General features: G+C 56.2%; 14 protein-coding genes. 10 read left to right on the top strand and 4 right to left on the bottom strand.

What is annotated here, in order from left to right; translation table 11 throughout:
- The first annotated feature begins 9 nt into the window (after nucleotides 1–9).
- The 4 genes from nagZ (at nucleotide 10) to L379_RS14005 (ending at nucleotide 3,883) form a co-directional block, all read left to right on the top strand.
- Entirely contained in the window at nucleotides 10–1,035 is a 1,026-nt protein-coding gene (gene nagZ, locus L379_RS14020; protein WP_032653224.1) for a beta-N-acetylhexosaminidase, read from the top strand.
- Nucleotides 1,036–1,066: 31 nt separating this feature from the next.
- Complete coding sequence (gene ycfP, locus L379_RS14015) at nucleotides 1,067–1,609, top strand: alpha/beta hydrolase YcfP (protein ID WP_006809239.1); 543 nt, start codon at nucleotides 1,067–1,069, stop codon at nucleotides 1,607–1,609.
- A gap of 236 nt (nucleotides 1,610–1,845) precedes the next feature.
- On the top strand, nucleotides 1,846–3,150 hold the full coding sequence (locus L379_RS14010) for an NAD(P)/FAD-dependent oxidoreductase (protein ID WP_017693633.1): 1,305 nt from the start codon (nucleotides 1,846–1,848) through the stop codon (nucleotides 3,148–3,150).
- A 193-nt stretch (nucleotides 3,151–3,343) separates the two neighbouring features.
- Nucleotides 3,344–3,883 (top strand): glycine zipper 2TM domain-containing protein, encoded by a 540-nt coding sequence (locus tag L379_RS14005; RefSeq protein ID WP_017384715.1) that lies wholly within the window; start codon nucleotides 3,344–3,346, stop codon nucleotides 3,881–3,883.
- A 60-nt stretch (nucleotides 3,884–3,943) separates the two neighbouring features.
- Here L379_RS14005 and L379_RS14000 read toward each other — a convergent pair whose 3' ends face one another.
- On the bottom strand, nucleotides 3,944–4,579 hold the full coding sequence (locus L379_RS14000; protein ID WP_015570813.1) for a TetR/AcrR family transcriptional regulator: 636 nt from the start codon (nucleotides 4,577–4,579) through the stop codon (nucleotides 3,944–3,946).
- Between the two features lie 245 nt (nucleotides 4,580–4,824).
- Here L379_RS14000 and bhsA point away from each other — a divergent pair, with 245 nt between their 5' ends.
- The gene (gene bhsA / locus L379_RS13995) at nucleotides 4,825–5,082 is read left to right on the top strand and encodes a multiple stress resistance protein BhsA (protein WP_006809234.1); all 258 of its coding nucleotides are present in this window, start codon (nucleotides 4,825–4,827) and stop codon (nucleotides 5,080–5,082) included.
- 77 nt (nucleotides 5,083–5,159) lie between these two features.
- Here bhsA and L379_RS13990 read toward each other — a convergent pair whose 3' ends face one another.
- From L379_RS13990 to L379_RS13980, 3 genes are all read right to left on the bottom strand, one after another.
- Entirely contained in the window at nucleotides 5,160–6,125 is a 966-nt protein-coding gene (locus L379_RS13990; protein ID WP_032653226.1) for a L,D-transpeptidase LdtC, read from the bottom strand.
- Between the two features lie 145 nt (nucleotides 6,126–6,270).
- On the bottom strand, nucleotides 6,271–9,717 hold the full coding sequence (gene mfd, locus L379_RS13985; RefSeq protein ID WP_017693631.1) for a transcription-repair coupling factor: 3,447 nt from the start codon (nucleotides 9,715–9,717) through the stop codon (nucleotides 6,271–6,273).
- A gap of 567 nt (nucleotides 9,718–10,284) precedes the next feature.
- Nucleotides 10,285–11,358 carry an acyltransferase family protein gene (locus L379_RS13980; RefSeq protein ID WP_023296315.1) on the bottom strand — a complete coding sequence of 358 codons (1,074 nt, stop codon included), beginning with the start codon at nucleotides 11,356–11,358 and terminating at the stop codon, nucleotides 10,285–10,287.
- Nucleotides 11,359–11,614: 256 nt separating this feature from the next.
- Between L379_RS13980 and lolC the strand changes: the two genes are divergently transcribed.
- The 5 genes from lolC to cobB are packed head-to-tail and all read left to right on the top strand — an operon-like array spanning nucleotide 11,615 to nucleotide 16,554.
- Entirely contained in the window at nucleotides 11,615–12,814 is a 1,200-nt protein-coding gene (gene lolC, locus L379_RS13975; protein WP_032104501.1) for a lipoprotein-releasing ABC transporter permease subunit LolC, read from the top strand.
- Nucleotides 12,807–13,508, top strand: coding sequence for a lipoprotein-releasing ABC transporter ATP-binding protein LolD (gene lolD / locus L379_RS13970; protein ID WP_015570809.1), 702 nt, complete (start codon nucleotides 12,807–12,809; stop codon nucleotides 13,506–13,508). Before lolC ends, lolD begins: the two co-directional genes overlap by 8 nt.
- On the top strand, nucleotides 13,508–14,752 hold the full coding sequence (lolE, locus tag L379_RS13965; protein ID WP_032619921.1) for a lipoprotein-releasing ABC transporter permease subunit LolE: 1,245 nt from the start codon (nucleotides 13,508–13,510) through the stop codon (nucleotides 14,750–14,752). The genes lolD and lolE overlap by 1 nt, the downstream gene beginning before the upstream one ends.
- A gap of 54 nt (nucleotides 14,753–14,806) precedes the next feature.
- Nucleotides 14,807–15,718, top strand: coding sequence for an N-acetylglucosamine kinase (gene nagK / locus L379_RS13960; protein WP_032653228.1), 912 nt, complete (start codon nucleotides 14,807–14,809; stop codon nucleotides 15,716–15,718).
- Between the two features lie 14 nt (nucleotides 15,719–15,732).
- Nucleotides 15,733–16,554, top strand: coding sequence for a Sir2 family NAD+-dependent deacetylase (cobB, locus tag L379_RS13955; RefSeq protein ID WP_006809226.1), 822 nt, complete (start codon nucleotides 15,733–15,735; stop codon nucleotides 16,552–16,554).
- Nucleotides 16,555–16,562: the final 8 nt, after the last annotated feature.

Consider the following 16,562-nt stretch of genomic DNA (forward strand, 5'->3'; position numbering starts at 1 on the left):
GAGGTAGGTGTGGGTCCAGTAATGTTGGATGTCGAAGGGTTTGAGCTGGATGCGGAAGAGCGCGAAATTCTGGCGCATCCGCTGGTAGGGGGGCTGATTCTTTTCACCCGCAATTATCATGATCCGGAGCAGTTGCGTGAGCTGGTTCGCCAGATCCGTGCGGCGTCGCGCAATCACCTGGTGGTGGCCGTAGACCAGGAAGGTGGGCGTGTGCAGCGTTTCCGCGAAGGGTTTACCCGTTTACCCGCCGCGCAATCTTTTGCTGCGCTGCTGGGGATCGAAGAGGGCGGTCAACTGGCGCAGGACGCCGGCTGGCTGATGGCCAGCGAGATGATCGCCATGGATATCGACATCAGCTTCGCCCCGGTGCTGGACGTAGGACACATTAGCGCGGCAATTGGTGAGCGTTCGTATCATGACGATCCGCGTATTGCGCTGGCGATGGCGACGCGCTTCATCGACGGTATGCACGCTGCGGGCATGAAAACCACCGGCAAACATTTCCCGGGCCACGGGGCGGTGACGGCGGATTCCCATAAAGAAACCCCGCGCGATCCGCGCCCGGAAGCAGACATTCGCGCTAAAGACATGTCGGTTTTCCGCTCGCTGATCGCTGATAACAAGCTGGATGCCATCATGCCTGCGCACGTCATCTACAGTGAGATCGATCCGCGTCCGGCCAGCGGCTCTCCGCACTGGCTGAAAACCGTACTGCGTCAGGAATTAGGCTTCAATGGCGTAATTTTCTCTGACGATTTATCCATGGAGGGGGCGGCAATTATGGGTAGCTATGCCGAACGTGGGCAGGCTTCGCTGGATGCGGGTTGCGATATGATCCTCGTCTGCAATAATCGTAAAGGGGCGGTGAGCGTGCTGGATAACCTGTCGCCGATCAATGCTGAACGTGTTACACAATTGTATCATAAAGGTTCATTTAGTCGTCAGGAGCTGATGGACTCGGCGCGCTGGAAAACGGTAAACGCCCGGCTTGAAGCCCTGAACGAGCGCTGGCAGGCACATAAAGCAGCCCTTTAATTCATCCCGGAAGGCGTAGCGTGGTGAGACGATGATCATTTATTTACACGGTTTTGACTCAAACAGTCCTGGTAATCATGAGAAAGTGCTGCAATTGCAGTTTATCGATCCGGATGTCCGGCTGATCAGTTACAGCACACGTCATCCGAAGCATGACATGCAGCATCTGCTTAAAGAAGTGGATAAAATGTTGCAGCTCAATATCGACGATCGCCCGCTGATCTGCGGCGTGGGGTTAGGAGGATACTGGGCAGAGCGCATCGGTTTTTTGTGCGATATCCGTCAGGTCATTTTTAATCCTAACCTCTTTCCGAACGAAAACATGGAAGGCAAAATCGATCGCCCGGAGGAGTACGCCGACATCGCAACTAAATGCGTGAGCAATTTCCGTGAAAAGAACCGCGATCGGTGTCTGGTGATCCTCTCCCGCAACGATGAAGCGCTGAACAGCTCCCGCGCCGCCGAGCTTCTGCACCATTACTACGAAATTGTCTGGGACGAAGAGCAGACCCACAAGTTCAAAAACATTTCCCCGCACTTGCAGCGTATTAAAGCCTTTAAAACGCTGGGCTGATCTCCCTGAACCTGATAAAGGCCCGGTACGTGAAAGCGTACCGGGCCTCTTTTTTGTCAGAGTTGTCTACTTTTAAACCATCAAAACTTGATACATATCAATTTTGGTATGACCAATGCGCCTGACGTGCTATTCTCAATGAATCTGAATGGTTTCAGCGCAGTAACCTGTTGTTAATTAAGGGTTATTTATATAACTTTTAATTAACAATTGGTTAATAATTTGAGGGGGTCACGTTGACTACGCCATTGAAAAAGATAGTGATTGTCGGCGGTGGTGCTGGCGGACTGGAGCTGGCGACACAGCTGGGTAAGAAGCTGGGTCGCGGTAAGAAAGCCAAAATCACGCTGGTGGATCGTAACCACAGTCATCTGTGGAAGCCGTTACTGCACGAAGTGGCGACCGGGTCGCTGGATGAGGGCGTGGATGCGCTGAGCTATCTGGCGCATGCGCGTAACCACCACTTCCAGTTCCAGCTGGGTTCGGTGGTGGATATCAATCGTGAAAACAAAACCATCACGCTGGCTGAGCTGCGTGATGATAAAGGCGAGTTGCTGGTTCCTGAGCGCAAGCTGGCCTATGACACGCTGGTGATGGCCCTGGGCAGTACCTCCAATGATTTCAACACCCCAGGCGTAAAAGAGCACTGCATCTTCCTGGATAACCCGCATCAGGCGCGTCGTTTCCATCAGGAGATGCTTAACCTGTTCCTGAAGTACACCAATAACATGGGTGCTAACGGCAAGGTCAACATTGCTATCGTGGGCGGCGGCGCAACGGGCGTTGAATTATCGGCGGAGTTGCACAATGCGGTCAAACAGCTGCACAGCTACGGCTACAAAGGGCTGACTAACGAAGCGCTGAATGTGACGCTGGTGGAAGCAGGTGAACGTATTCTGCCTGCGCTGCCGCCGCGTATTTCCGGCGCGGCGCACAACGAGCTGACCAAACTGGGCGTGCGCGTGCTGACCCAGACCATGGTGACCAGCGCGGATGAGGGCGGCCTGCATACCAAAGACGGCGAATATATCCAGGCCGACCTGATGGTTTGGGCTGCGGGGATCAAAGCGCCTGATTTCATGAAAGATATCGGTGGGCTGGAGACGAACCGCATTAACCAGCTGGTGACAGAGCCGACGCTGCAAACCACGCGCGATCCGGACATCTTCGCCATTGGCGACTGTGCCTCCTGCGCACGTCCGGAAGGCGGATTTGTACCGCCTCGCGCCCAGGCCGCGCACCAGATGGCAAGCCTCGTGCTGCATAACATCCTGGCGCAGATGAAAGGCAAACCGATGAAAGCCTATGTCTACAAAGACCACGGCTCTCTGGTGTCGCTCTCAAACTTCTCCACCGTGGGCAGCCTGATGGGTAACCTGATGCGCGGCTCCATGATGGTGGAAGGGCGCATCGCCCGCTTCGTGTACATTTCTCTGTACCGTATGCACCAGATTGCGCTGCACGGCTACTTCAAAACCGGCCTGATGATGCTGGTTGGCCGCATCAACCGCGTGATCCGTCCACGCCTGAAGCTGCACTAATTTCTCTCTCCCTCCGGGCCCTCCGGAGGGAATTCTTAGCACATCATGCTGTGCATTTCCCTCCTGACGCTTAAGAGTTCTCTTAAACCCACGTTGTCCCGGTCAACAGCCCTGATTTTGATCCTTTATCTTATTGGCGAAGCGTTTATTGCGCTGCAAAATTGCTACCAATTGCAACAAAGGAGGAAGTCCCGTGAATAAATCAATGTTGGCGGGTATAGGGATTGGCGTCGCAGCTGCGTTAGGTGTGGCTGCCGTTGCCAGTCTGAACGTACTTGATCGTGGCCCGCAGTATGCGCAGGTGGTTTCCGCTACACCGATCAAAGAGACGGTCAAGACGCCTCGTCAGGAGTGCCGTAATGTTTCTGTCACCCACCGTCGTCCGGTTCAGGATGAAAACCGTATCGCTGGCTCCGTGCTGGGCGCGGTTGCTGGTGGGGTGATTGGTCATCAGTTTGGTGGCGGCCGTGGTAAGGATGTCGCGACGGTGGTTGGTGCGCTGGGTGGCGGTTATGCCGGTAACCAGGTACAGGGCGCGATGCAGGAAAATGATACCTACACCACAACGCAGCAGCGCTGTAAAACCGTGTATGACAAGTCTGAAAAAATGTTGGGCTACGACGTAACCTACAAAATTGGCGATCAGCAGGGCAAAATCCGCATGGATAAAGATCCTGGCACGCAGATCCCTCTCGACAGCAACGGTCAGCTGATACTGAATAACAAAGTGTAAAAAAGATGTTCTCTGAACTTAGCTCCTCATGCGCTCAGGCTGAGGAGCTTTTTTTTTGCGTCAGAGTTTAAGAAGTTCAGGCCACAGGCGCAGCGTTGTTTGCGTAATCCCCTGCAATTTTTCCAGCGTCGCGCCTTCACGGGCGCTGATGGACATCCCCTGTAAAATACAGCTCAGATACTGGGAAAGCTCCTGCGGACGGCAATGCGCCGGTATTTCGCCGCGCTGCTGACGCTGAGCCAGAAACGTGCTGAGCGTCTCCTCCTGCATCGCATGTCGCGATTTGACCGTGTTGGCAATCTCTTTAGACGATGCCGCGAGGGTCGCGGAGGTGTTGATCATAAAACAGCCCGCAGGCGTGTCCTTGCTGGTATAGCAGGTCGCGATTGCCGTGAAATAATCCTGCAATGCCTGCTCAACCGTTTTTTCTTCGCAGAACAGCTGGGCTTCATGTTTTGCCGCGAAGCGCGCGATGTATCTGTCCAGAACGGCCCGGAATAAGCCTTCTTTGTTGGTGAACTCTGCGTACAGGGTAGGGGCTTTCGCGCCCGTTGCTTCCACGAGATCGGAAAGCGACGTGGCTTCATACCCATGCTGCCAGAAGAGCGTCATGGCCTTATCGAGCGCCGCATCCCTGTCGAACACTTTTGGTCGGCCACGGCTTTTCTTCGCGCAACGCGTGACATCGGTTGTCATGTGCCGTTGGTCCTCTGTTGTTTTGTTGAATAGTCATTATAAAAATAAACGTCTGCAACGACCAGCGGTGATTTCTGAAAAATAATTTAATTTTATCTTTATGAAATATAAGGCAAATGAAATTAATTTAACGACCATTATAAAAATGGGTTGACGTGTGACCTGGATCACATCTATTATTTACCTATCGATCGTTAACTAAATAACTAACGACCACTACATCATCTGCCTAAAGGTATAAAATCATGAAAAACGTTAAAACCCTCATCGCTGCCGCCGTTCTGAGTTCACTCTCTTTCGCAAGCTTCGCTGCTGTTGAAGTGCAATCCACGCCAGCAGACCAGCAGAAAGTCGGTACCATCTCTGCCACTGCCGGGACTAATCTGGGCTCTCTGGAAGATCAGCTGGCACAAAAAGCTGACGAAATGGGTGCGAAATCATTCCGCATCACCTCTGTGACCGGTCCTAACACCCTGCACGGTACCGCTGTTATCTACAAATAAGCGTAACGCAACCCTCCGTTATGCCACTGCAATAAAAAACGCCCTGCTGATGCAGGGCGTTTGTCGTTATTACTGCTTTACATTGATTGCTGAGCAACCTCATGATGCCGCGTGACATCGGTTGGCATCCCCGAGCGCGCTTCCATCGCCCGCTCCATCACCGCGCCATCGGTATTGGCATTCGTTTTAAAGCTCACCATCGAGGCATTCAGATTAATCGGCAGCGTCTGCGGATCGTCATTGATGTTTTTCGATAGCGGCTGGTGGATCTCAACCAGACGGACGCCACCCGGCTCTTCAGACACTTTAATCGGCGTATTAATGATATTCACTTTCGTGCCAGGGGCGATCACGCGGTAGAGCGTTTTGATATCGTCATCGCGCAGGCGAATGCAGCCGGAGCTGACGCGCATCCCGATCCCGAAATCCGCATTCGTTCCGTGCAGAAGATAAACCCCACCGTATGCCGCCAGGCGAATCGCATGGTGCCCCATCGGATTATCCGGGCCAGCAGGCACCACGGCAGGCAGGTCGATACCTTGAGCTTTATAACGGGCGCGAATGTTTGCCGTCGGGGTCCAGGTTGGATTAGCGCGCTTATCAGAGACGGTGGTGATCATGGTAGGCGTGAGCGTATCGCCCCCCAGCTGACCAATACCGATAGGGTAGACGGTCACTTCGTTCTTGTCCGGCGGGTAGTAATACAGACGCAGCTCGGCGAGGTTAATCACAATGCCCTGACGCGGAGCGTCCGGCAGGATGGTTTGCAGCGGAATCGTCAGTACGCTGCCTGCCCGGGGCACGTATGGATCTACGCCCGGGTTGGCCTGCAACAGCGCCAGGAACCCGACGTTATATTTTTTGGCAATCGCTTCCAGCGAACCGCCATCGTTTTCAACCACGTGAAAGCGGTTTTCACCTACGACGTTGCTGCCGGCAGGCGGAAGAGGCCAGGTATTGGCGCGAGCAGGGAGCGCGACGGCAACCGTCGCGGCCAGCGCAAACAGAGTTAACCAGCGGGTAAAACGCGAAGAAATCATCATTATCATAATCCATACAAATGATAAGGTTATTGTTTTATAAGGCGTTAATGATAATTATGGCGAATGTATAGTCGGGAAGTTCGGGCGAAGTGCAAAGAGTTTGTAAATTGTCCCCCCGCCAGCCGGGCGCTGGCGGGGGAAACCGTTATGCGATGGCGTTCTCTTCCAGCTGACGCATAAAGTTACGCACCCAGTCCATGCGGGTTTTACGTTCCGTCAGATCCTGAGTGAATTTCAGACGCGTCGGGCCATCAAGACGGAAATGCTGCGGCTGTTTTTGCAGGAGGCCAATCAGCCACATCGGATCGACGTGGTTCTTCTCGGCAAACTCAATGACGCCGCCTTTCTCATTGCCTTCAAGCTTGCGAATGCCCAGCTTCTGCGCCTGCTGACGCAGGCGGGCAATATCCAGCAGGTTGCGCGCCGCATCGGGCAATATCCCAAAACGGTCAATCAGTTCGACTTTGATCTCTTCCAGCTCGCCTTCGCTTTTCGCGCTGGCAATGCGTTTGTAGAACGACAGACGGGTATTCACGTCAGGAATAAAATCATCCGGCAGCAGAGAAGGCATGCGCAGTTCCACTTCGGTCTGCTGGCTGGTGAGATCTTCCAGAGACGGTTCACGTCCGGCTTTAAGCGCGTCGACGGCATTTTCCAGCAGCTCCATATACAGCGAGAAACCGATGGTTTCCATGGAGCCGCTCTGGTCTTCACCCAGCAGCTCACCGGCGCCGCGGATCTCCAGGTCGTGGGTCGCCAGCGCAAAGCCAGCACCCAGATCTTCCAGTGAGGCGATAGCTTCCAGACGCTTTTGCGCGTCGGTGGTCATCGCCTTCGGATGCGGCGTCAGCAGCCAGGCGTAGGCCTGATGGTGCGAGCGCCCGACGCGCCCGCGCAGCTGGTGCAGCTGGGCCAGGCCGAAGTGATCCGCACGTTCGATGATGATGGTGTTCGCCGTCGGAATGTCGATCCCGGTCTCAATGATGGTGGTACACACCAGCACGTTGAAACGCTGGTGGTGGAAATCGTTCATCACCCGCTCCAGCTCGCGCTCGCGCATCTGGCCGTGACCAATGGCGATGCGCGCTTCCGGTACCAGTTCTGCCAGCCTGTCGGCGGCTTTCTGAATATTTTCAACGTCGTTATACAGGTAATACACCTGGCCGCCGCGCAGCACTTCGCGCAGGATCGCCTCGCGCACCACCAGATTGTCGTACTCGCGAACAAAGGTTTTCACCGCCAGACGGCGCGCCGGTGGGGTGGCGATTATCGACAGATCGCGCATGCCGCTCATCGCCATGTTCAGGGTGCGCGGGATCGGCGTTGCGGTCAGGGTCAGAATGTCGACGTCGGCGCGCATCGCTTTGATGCGCTCTTTATGGCGCACCCCGAAGCGGTGCTCTTCATCCACGATCAGCAGCCCCAGATCTTTCCACTTCACGTCGCTTTGCAGCAGCTTGTGAGTGCCGATCAGAATATCAATTTTGCCTTCGCTTGCCTGTTCCAGGATTTGCGTCTGCTCTTTGGCGCTGCGAAAACGCGACAGCATCTCAATGCGCACCGGCCAGTTGGCGAAGCGGTCGCGGAAGTTGTCGAAGTGCTGCTGGGCGAGGAGGGTAGTCGGCACCAGCACCGCCACCTGCTTGTTGTTTTCCACCGCCAAAAAGGCGGCACGCATCGCCACTTCGGTTTTGCCGAAGCCCACGTCACCGCAGACCAAGCGGTCCATGGCCAGCGGCTGGCACATGTCGCTCAGCACGGCGTTAATGGCCTGGGCCTGATCCGGCGTAGTTTCAAACGGGAAGCTGTCGCAGAACAGCTGATACTGCTCTTTATCATGCTTAAACGCATAGCCCTCTTTGGCCGCACGCTGGGCGTAAATATCCAGCAGCTCGGCGGCCACGTCGCGTACTTTTTCCGCCGCCTTCTGGCGCGCGCGCGCCCAGGCATCGCCGCCCAGCTTATGCAGCGGCGCGTTGTCTTCCGCGCCCCCAGCGTAGCGACTGATCAGGTGCAGGGACGACACCGGCACGTACAGTTTGGCGTCGTTGGCGTAGGTCAGCATCAGGTATTCACCTTTGATGCCGCCTGCTTCGAGGGTGGTCATCCCCTGATAGCGACCCACCCCGTGTTCAAGGTGAACGATCGGCTGACCGGGGTGCAGTTCGGCCAGGTTACGGATCAGGGTGTCCGGGTTGATGGTGCGACGGCTGTCCTGACGACGGCGCGCGACGCGCTCGCCCAGCAGGTCGCTTTCACAAATCAACGCCAGGTTATTGAGCGTATCAATGAATCCGTGCTCGGCGGCGCCGATCATCAGGTAACGGCCATTTCCGGTCGCTTCGCTCAGACGAAGAATGCGCTTCGGCGCAACTTTGATCCGTCCCAGCAGTTCGCCCAGCGCTTCACGGCGACCCTCACTTTCAACGGAGAAGACCACCGGCCCGGTGAAGGACTCAAGAAACTTACGCAGATTATCAAGGGGGGATTTCTGCTGCGCCTGAACGGCCAGGTCAGGCAGCGTCCGGAACGCGAGATTGGTGTTCGCCGCCTTCTCGGCAAGCGCGTCGGTTTTGAGCTGCATGCGCGGCCAGCGTTTCAGCTCGGCGTTGAGCTCGTCGGTACGTAGCCACAGCATTTCCGGCGGCAGCAGCGGACGCATCGGGTCAACGCCCCGGTTTTCAAAGCGGGCGCGCGTTTCGCTTTCAAAGCGGCTGGCACTGGCGTCGATATCCCCGGTGTTAACAATCAGCGTATTCGCCGGGAAGTAGCTGAACAGCGCCGGCAGCGGTTCGTTAAAGAACAGGGGCTGCCAGTACTCGATCCCGGCCGGAAGGGTGCCCTTGCTGACTTGCTGGTAGATATGTTCGGCATCGCGCTTCACGTCGAACCTGTCGCGCCACTGGCTGCGGAACAGCTCGATGGCGGTTTTATCCGTCGGGAACTCATGGGCGGGCAGTAGGTTAATGGAGTCCACTTCCTCCAGCGTGCGCTGGGTGTCAGCGTCGAACACGCGCAGGCTGTCGATCTCATCATCAAAGAAATCCAGACGATATGGCCGATCGCTGCCCATCGGATAGAGATCCAGCAGCGCACCGCGCGTCGCGTATTCGCCGTGCTCCATCACCTGGTCGACATGTCGATAGCCGGCTCCGTCCAGCTGCACGCGCAGGGCATCGCGCGACAGGCGCTGGCCTTTTTTCATCACCAGCGCATGGCCGTGCAAATAGCTGTGCGGACAGACGCGCTGCATCAGGGTGTTCACCGGTACAATCAGCACGCCGCGCTGCATGGTGGGAAGCTGATACAGCGTCGACAGGCGCGAAGAGATGATCTCCTGGTGCGGAGAAAAACTGTCGTAGGGAAGCGTTTCCCAGTCGGCCAGGCTGAACACCAGGCTATCGGTGAACTGACGAATTTCGTCGTGCAGGCGCAGAGCGTTTTGCATGTCCGGGGCAACCAGCACCACCGGCCCAGGATGCCGCTCAGCAATTTCCGCCACCAGGGTGGCGCAGGCCGCGCCCGTGAGTTCGCCCAGCTGGCGCTGGTCGCCCGCTTTGACAGGCAAGGAGTAACGATAGTGTTCAGGCATGGCTATGTCAGAGTCTCTTGGGGATATACCAACAGTATTGGGGCATATCACTGATACGCAATGTCTTTATTATCCTCGATCGTTTTACATAAGCAAATCGTAACCGCACAAGAGGGAAAGTGCCCCCGGATGGGTAGAGGGTTCCTCAGTAATTTGAAAGCAGAAGCAATAACGTTGTCTTCAGACTAACTGAGGGCTTTCAGCGATGCCCTGGTCCGGCTGTAAATCGCTGAGGCGTTTCCTGAAGGCCGGGGCGAGGCGCAGGGATGCGCCGAGAGGGCGTGGCCTGCATGGATGCAGGCTCATGCACGACCCGATAGCCGGAAGGAATAAGCCGAGGGTATCGCGAAGCGACGATTTACCGCCGGGAGCCCGGGTTGCCAGGGTGGTGGCGACTGAGCCACCCTGGCACGTTCACCGCTCGTGCGGTTATAGAATAGCAAGGAACATAAGGTGAACGGAACGAGCACCACAGCTGTATGTTCACCCTCACCCCAGCCCTCTCCCATAGGGAGAGGGAGCCGTCTGTGCAGGCCTTATTTTGTAGCCCGTATGGGACAGGGTTAGTTAGCGGGTCGTGGGCACGGGCGAAAGCCGCGCGGGAGGGGAGAAGAAAAGATCGCCAAAGAGGGCGGTCGAGAGCTTACGTGCCCCCAGCCCAACCAGCGTGCAGACGAGCAGGCTGATAAATGGATAAACCAGAATCAGCGTTAACTCCGCCCAGATCGGCCAGTACGCCGCATTCATTTCGCGGATCAGGAGCAGGCTAAATGCCTCGATTAAAATGCGGTGGGTGGTATATATCGCGATGGTGTTTGAACCGATGACGTTCAGCAGATTATTGGGATGAACGGCATAACGCTGCTCGAAGCTGTAAAAGAGCTTCATGATAACCACGATTGACAGCAGAGAGAGCGGCAGAGGGACGTTAGCGAACCACAGCACCACCGACACCGCACCAGAGGCGATGAGGATCAGCCAGCTGCGGCGCAAATTCATCCCTTTCATCCACGCCATCAACTGCGCGCCGTACCATGCGCCGAGGCTGTAGTAGACCATGTTGCGCACCACGCTGTTCATTCCCCACCACGGTAACGGCAGGAAGTTGATGGCGATGCTTGCCAGCGCCAGAAGCCCCAGCATCGGCAGTTTCCAGCGGCTCAGCAGCTTACAGAGCGTAAAGTAGACCACTAAGGCGTACAAATACCATAGGCTGGTGCTGGCCGTGAGCATTCCCCGTACAAACCCTGAAACGGAATCGGCGTAGGCCGCATTGGATGCTGTCGCCAGCTCTCGCTCGGGGGCGAGCCAGGCATTCAGATGAGTCAGCGCCTGCCATTGCAGGACGCCCCACAGGGCCAAAACCCAGACAATGCTCCAGATCCGCTTGTCGAGACTGGTGCGCCAGTTCACCTCGTCAATATATCGACGGATCAAATAGCCGGAGATAAAGAAAAACACCGGCATACGGAACGGGGCAAGGTAAAGATTAAAGTAGACCCAGCATTTGGCGAGCAGGCCCGATAACGGATGCTGTAGCCCGTCCAGGTGAGGATAAAAGGTGATCACCGAGTGGTAAATCACCACCAGGCAGATGCACAGACCTTTTATCTGGTTAATCCATAATGCTTTTTGTTTCATTGTGCGTGACGACCTTGTTGCCATAAACGAAAGGACGATTGTTGTAAAATGAAACCCTGATGTAACGGGTAACAGTCTGTATCAGGACGATTTTCGGAAAAGGTGGAGGCTGTCTGGCGGAAGTTCAGTCAGTAGCATGATGATTTATCTGAATTTTTCGGAAAAATGATTACCGAATCTTACGGTTTCAGTCATTTACGCTTAGCGGATTCGCTTATATACTCGTGGGTCTGCTATCAGCAAACAGACGGATTTCATGTATCAACCTGTCGCACTCTTTATAGGCTTACGTTACATGCGTGGGCGCGCCGCGGACCGCTTCGGTCGCTTTGTCTCCTGGCTTTCGACTATTGGCATTACGCTTGGCGTGATGGCACTGGTGACGGTGCTTTCCGTCATGAACGGCTTCGAGCGCGAGCTGCAAAACAATATCCTGGGGCTGATGCCGCAGGCCGTTCTCTCTTCCACTCAGGGTTCCCTTAATCCGCAACAGCTGCCGGAAAGCGCGGTGAAGTTACAGGGTGTCACGCGCGTTGCGCCGCTCACGACGGGCGATGTGGTGCTGCAAAGCGCCCGTAGCGTGGCGGTCGGGGTGATGCTGGGTATCGATCCGGCGCAAAAAGATCCGCTGACGCCGTTCCTGGTCAATGTGAAACAAACCGACCTGGAAGCGGGTAAATACAACGTCATCCTCGGCGAGCAGCTTGCCGGGCAGCTCGGGGTCAACCGTGGCGATCAGCTGCGCGTGATGGTGCCGTCAGCCAGTCAGTTTACGCCGATGGGGCGTCTGCCAAGCCAGCGCCTGTTCAACGTGATTGGCACGTTTGCGGCGAACAGCGAAGTTGATGGTTACCAGATGCTGGTTAACATTCAGGACGCCTCGCGTCTGATGCGCTACCCGGCGGGAAATATCACCGGCTGGCGTCTGTGGCTTGATGCGCCGCTGAAGGTGGATACCCTTAGCCAGCAGACGCTACCGGAAGGGACGAAATGGCAGGACTGGCGCGACCGGAAGGGCGAACTGTTCCAGGCCGTGCGCATGGAGAAAAACATGATGGGGCTGCTGCTGAGCCTGATCGTGGCCGTTGCCGCGTTTAATATCATCACCTCGCTCGGGCTGATGGTAATGGAGAAGCAAGGCGAAGTCGCCATTCTGCAAACCCAGGGGCTGACTCCGCGCCAGATCATGGCGGTATTTATGGTCCAGGGTGCCAGCGCTGGCATCATTGGCGCGCTGCTCGGCGCGGCGCTGGGGGCGCTGCTCGCCAGCCAGCTCAACAATCTCATGCCGATTATTGGCGCGCTGCTTGATGGCGCGGCGCTGCCGGTGGCTATCGAGCCGCTCCAGGTGGTCGGTATTGCGCTGGCCGCGATGGCCATTGCGCTGCTTTCTACGCTTTATCCTTCCTGGCGGGCTGCCGCCACTCAACCCGCTGAGGCTTTACGTTATGAATAAGATCCTGTTGCAGTGCGACAACCTGTCCAAACGCTATCAGGAAGGCACTGTGCAGACCGACGTGTTGCACAATGTGAGTTTTAGCGTGGGTGAAGGCGAGATGATGGCGATTGTCGGCAGCTCCGGTTCCGGTAAAAGTACGTTGCTGCATCTGCTTGGCGGGCTGGACACGCCAACCGAAGGCGATGTGATCTTCTCCGGTCAGCCGCTGAGTAAAATGTCGTCTACGGCGAAAGCCGAGCTGCGTAACCGCGAGCTGGGCTTTATCTATCAGTTCCACCATCTGCTGCCGGACTTTACGGCGCTGGAAAACGTCGCAATGCCGCTGCTGATTGGTAAAAAGAAACCCGCGGAAATTAATGCCCGCGCCAGCGACATGCTAAAAGCGGTAGGGCTGGGTCATCGCGGAAATCACCGTCCGTCTGAGCTTTCCGGCGGTGAGCGTCAGCGTGTGGCCATCGCCCGTGCGCTGGTCAACAACCCGCGCCTGGTGCTGGCGGATGAACCGACAGGTAACCTCGATGCGCGTAACGCAGACAGCATTTTCCAGCTTCTCGGCGAACTGAACGCCGCGCAGGGAACCGCGTTTCTGGTGGTCACCCACGATTTACAACTGGCTAAGCGGATGGGGCGTCAGCTGGAAATGCGTGACGGTCGTCTGAATGCTGAACTGACGCTGATGGGAGCGGAGTAATGGCTTCACCGTTATCGTTACTCATCGGGTTACGCTTTAGCCGCGGTCGTCGCCGGAGCGGGATGGTATCCCTTATCTCCGTGATCTCCACCATCGGTATCGCCCTGGGCGTGGCGGTGTTGATCGTGGGCTTAAGCGCCATGAACGGCTTTGAGCGTGAACTGAATAACCGCATTCTGGCCGTTGTCCCCCACGGTGAAATCGAGCCGGCTAACCAGCCGTGGTCCAACTGGCGTGATGCCCTTAACAAAGTGGAAAAGGTGCCCGGCATTGCGGCGGCTGCACCTTACATCAACTTTACCGGGCTGGTAGAGAGCGGGGTAAACCTGCGCGCCATTCAGGTGAAAGGGGTAAATCCTCGTCAAGAAGAGCGTCTGAGCGCGCTGCCGCGCTATGTGCAAAATGGCGCATGGGCAAACTTTAAGGCTGGCGAGCAGCAGATCATCATGGGCAAAGGCGTTGCCGATGCGCTGAAGGTGAAGCAGGGCGACTGGGTCTCGATCATGATCCCGAACGCCAGCGCTGATCACAAATTGCAGCAGCCTAAGCGCGTACGTCTGCACGTCACCGGTATTTTGCAGCTGAGCGGCCAGCTCGATCACAGCTTCGCGATGGTGCCGCTGGAAGATGCGCGCCAGTATCTGGATATGAGCGACAGCGTGACGGGCATTGCCATTAAGGTTAACGACGTCTTCAACGCCAATAAACTGGTGCGTGACGCTGGCAGCGTGACCAATAACTATGTCTACATCAAAAGCTGGATCGGCACTTACGGGTATATGTACCGTGATATCCAGATGATCCGCGCGATTATGTATCTGGCGATGGTGCTGGTGATTGGGGTGGCGTGTTTTAATATCGTCTCGACGCTGGTCATGGCCGTTAAGGATAAGAGCGGCGACATCGCCGTGCTGCGTACCTTAGGGGCGAAAGACGGTCTTATTCGCGCCATCTTCGTCTGGTACGGTTTGCTGGCGGGGCTGTTTGGCAGCCTTTGCGGTGTGGCGATCGGCGTGGTGGTTTCCCTTCAGCTGACGCCGATTATTAACGGAATTGAAGCGCTTATTGGCCATCAGTTCCTGTCAGGCGATATCTATTTTATTGACTTCCTGCCGTCTGAACTGCACTGGCTGGACGTTATTTATGTGCTGGTTACAGCACTTTTACTGAGTCTGCTGGCAAGCTGGTATCCGGCGCGTCGCGCAAGCCGAATTGATCCGGCGAGGGTATTAAGTGGCCAGTAATTTCGTCATGGTTTAGCGGTCTTTTGGCCGCTGAATCAAACAGAGGAATGCATCATGTATTACGGATTTGATATTGGCGGCACCAAGATTGCGCTCGGCGTGTTCGATAAAGACCTTAAGCTACAATGGGAAACCCGCGTACCCACGCCGCGCGAAAGCTACGATGAATTTTTAACCGCCATTGCCGCGCTGGTGGCGCAAGCGGATGAACGCTTTGGCGTCAAAGGCAGCGTCGGCATTGGTATTCCGGGTATGCCCGAAACCGACGATGGCACGCTGTATGCCGCCAACGTTCCTGCTGCCAGCGGCAAACCGCTGCGTGCCGATCTTTCTGCTCTCCTTGAGCGCGACGTGCGCTTAGACAACGATGCCAACTGTTTTGCTCTCTCAGAGGCCTGGGACGACGAGTTTCGTCGCTATCCGCTGGTTATGGGGCTGATCCTCGGAACCGGCGTGGGGGGCGGGATAGTCATTAACGGTAAGCCCATTACCGGGCGCAGCTACATTACCGGCGAATTTGGTCATATCCGTCTGCCGGTGGATGCGCTGGATGTTGTCGGACGTGATTTCCCGTTGATCCGCTGCGGTTGTGGTCAGCACGGCTGTATTGAGAGTTACCTTTCAGGCCGTGGGTTTGCATGGCTTTATGAACACTTCTATCATCAGAAAGATGACGCCCCCCAAATCATTACCCTGTGGGAACAAGGGGATGCGCAGGCGCGAGAGCACGTTGAACGCTATCTCGACCTGCTGGCCGTGTGCCTGGGGAATATCCTGACCATCGTCGACCCGGATCTGCTGGTGATCGGGGGAGGGCTGTCAAATTTCACTGCGATTACGGAACAGTTGTCCGGGCGTCTGCCCCGACATTTATTGCCGGTCGCCCGCGTGCCGCGCATTGAACGCGCGCGACACGGGGACGCAGGAGGCATGCGCGGAGCCGCATTCCTTCATCTCACCGATTAGTTTACGAGGTTATTATGCTGTCGCGTCGCCAGGGTCGACTCAGCCGTTTTCGCAAAAATAAACGCCGCTTACGTGAACGCCTGCGTCAGCGGATCTTTTTCAGAGACAGGATGATGCCAGAAGCGATGGATAAACCCAGAGTGGTGGTGTTGACCGGGGCGGGGATCTCCGCCGAATCCGGTATTCAGACCTTCCGCGCGGCGGACGGACTGTGGGAAGAACACCGAGTTGAAGATGTGGCGACGCCGGAAGGTTTCGCCCGCGATCCGGCGCTGGTGCAGGCGTTCTACAACGCCCGCCGTCGCCAGCTTCAGCAGCCGGAGATTGCGCCGAATGCGGCGCACCTGGCGCTGGCAAAGCTGGAGGAAGCGCTGGGGGATCGTTTTCTGCTGGTCACGCAGAACATCGACAATCTTCACGAAAGGGCCGGAAACCACAACATCATCCACATGCACGGCGAACTGCTCAAGGTGCGGTGCGCATGGAGTGGTCAGGTGCTGGACTGGAAAGAGGACGTGCTGGACGAAGACCGCTGCCACTGCTGTCAGTTCCCTTCGCGTCTGCGTCCGCATGTGGTCTGGTTTGGCGAAATGCCGCTGGGAATGGATGAGATCTACAGCGCCCTGGCTATGGCGGACGTCTTTATCGCCATTGGTACTTCGGGACATGTCTATCCGGCGGCAGGATTTGTTCACGAAGCGCGACTGCAAGGTGCCCATACGGTGGAGCTTAATCTGGAGCCAAGCCAGGTCGGGAGCGAGTTTGAAGAGAAACATTACGGTCTGGCGAGCGAGGTGGTGCCAGCCTTTGTGGATAAACTCCTGAAGGGGCTGTAAGAGTAACG

The organism is Enterobacter sp. MGH 33, assembly GCF_000534535.1.
GTDB lineage: Bacteria > Pseudomonadota > Gammaproteobacteria > Enterobacterales > Enterobacteriaceae > Enterobacter > Enterobacter hormaechei_C.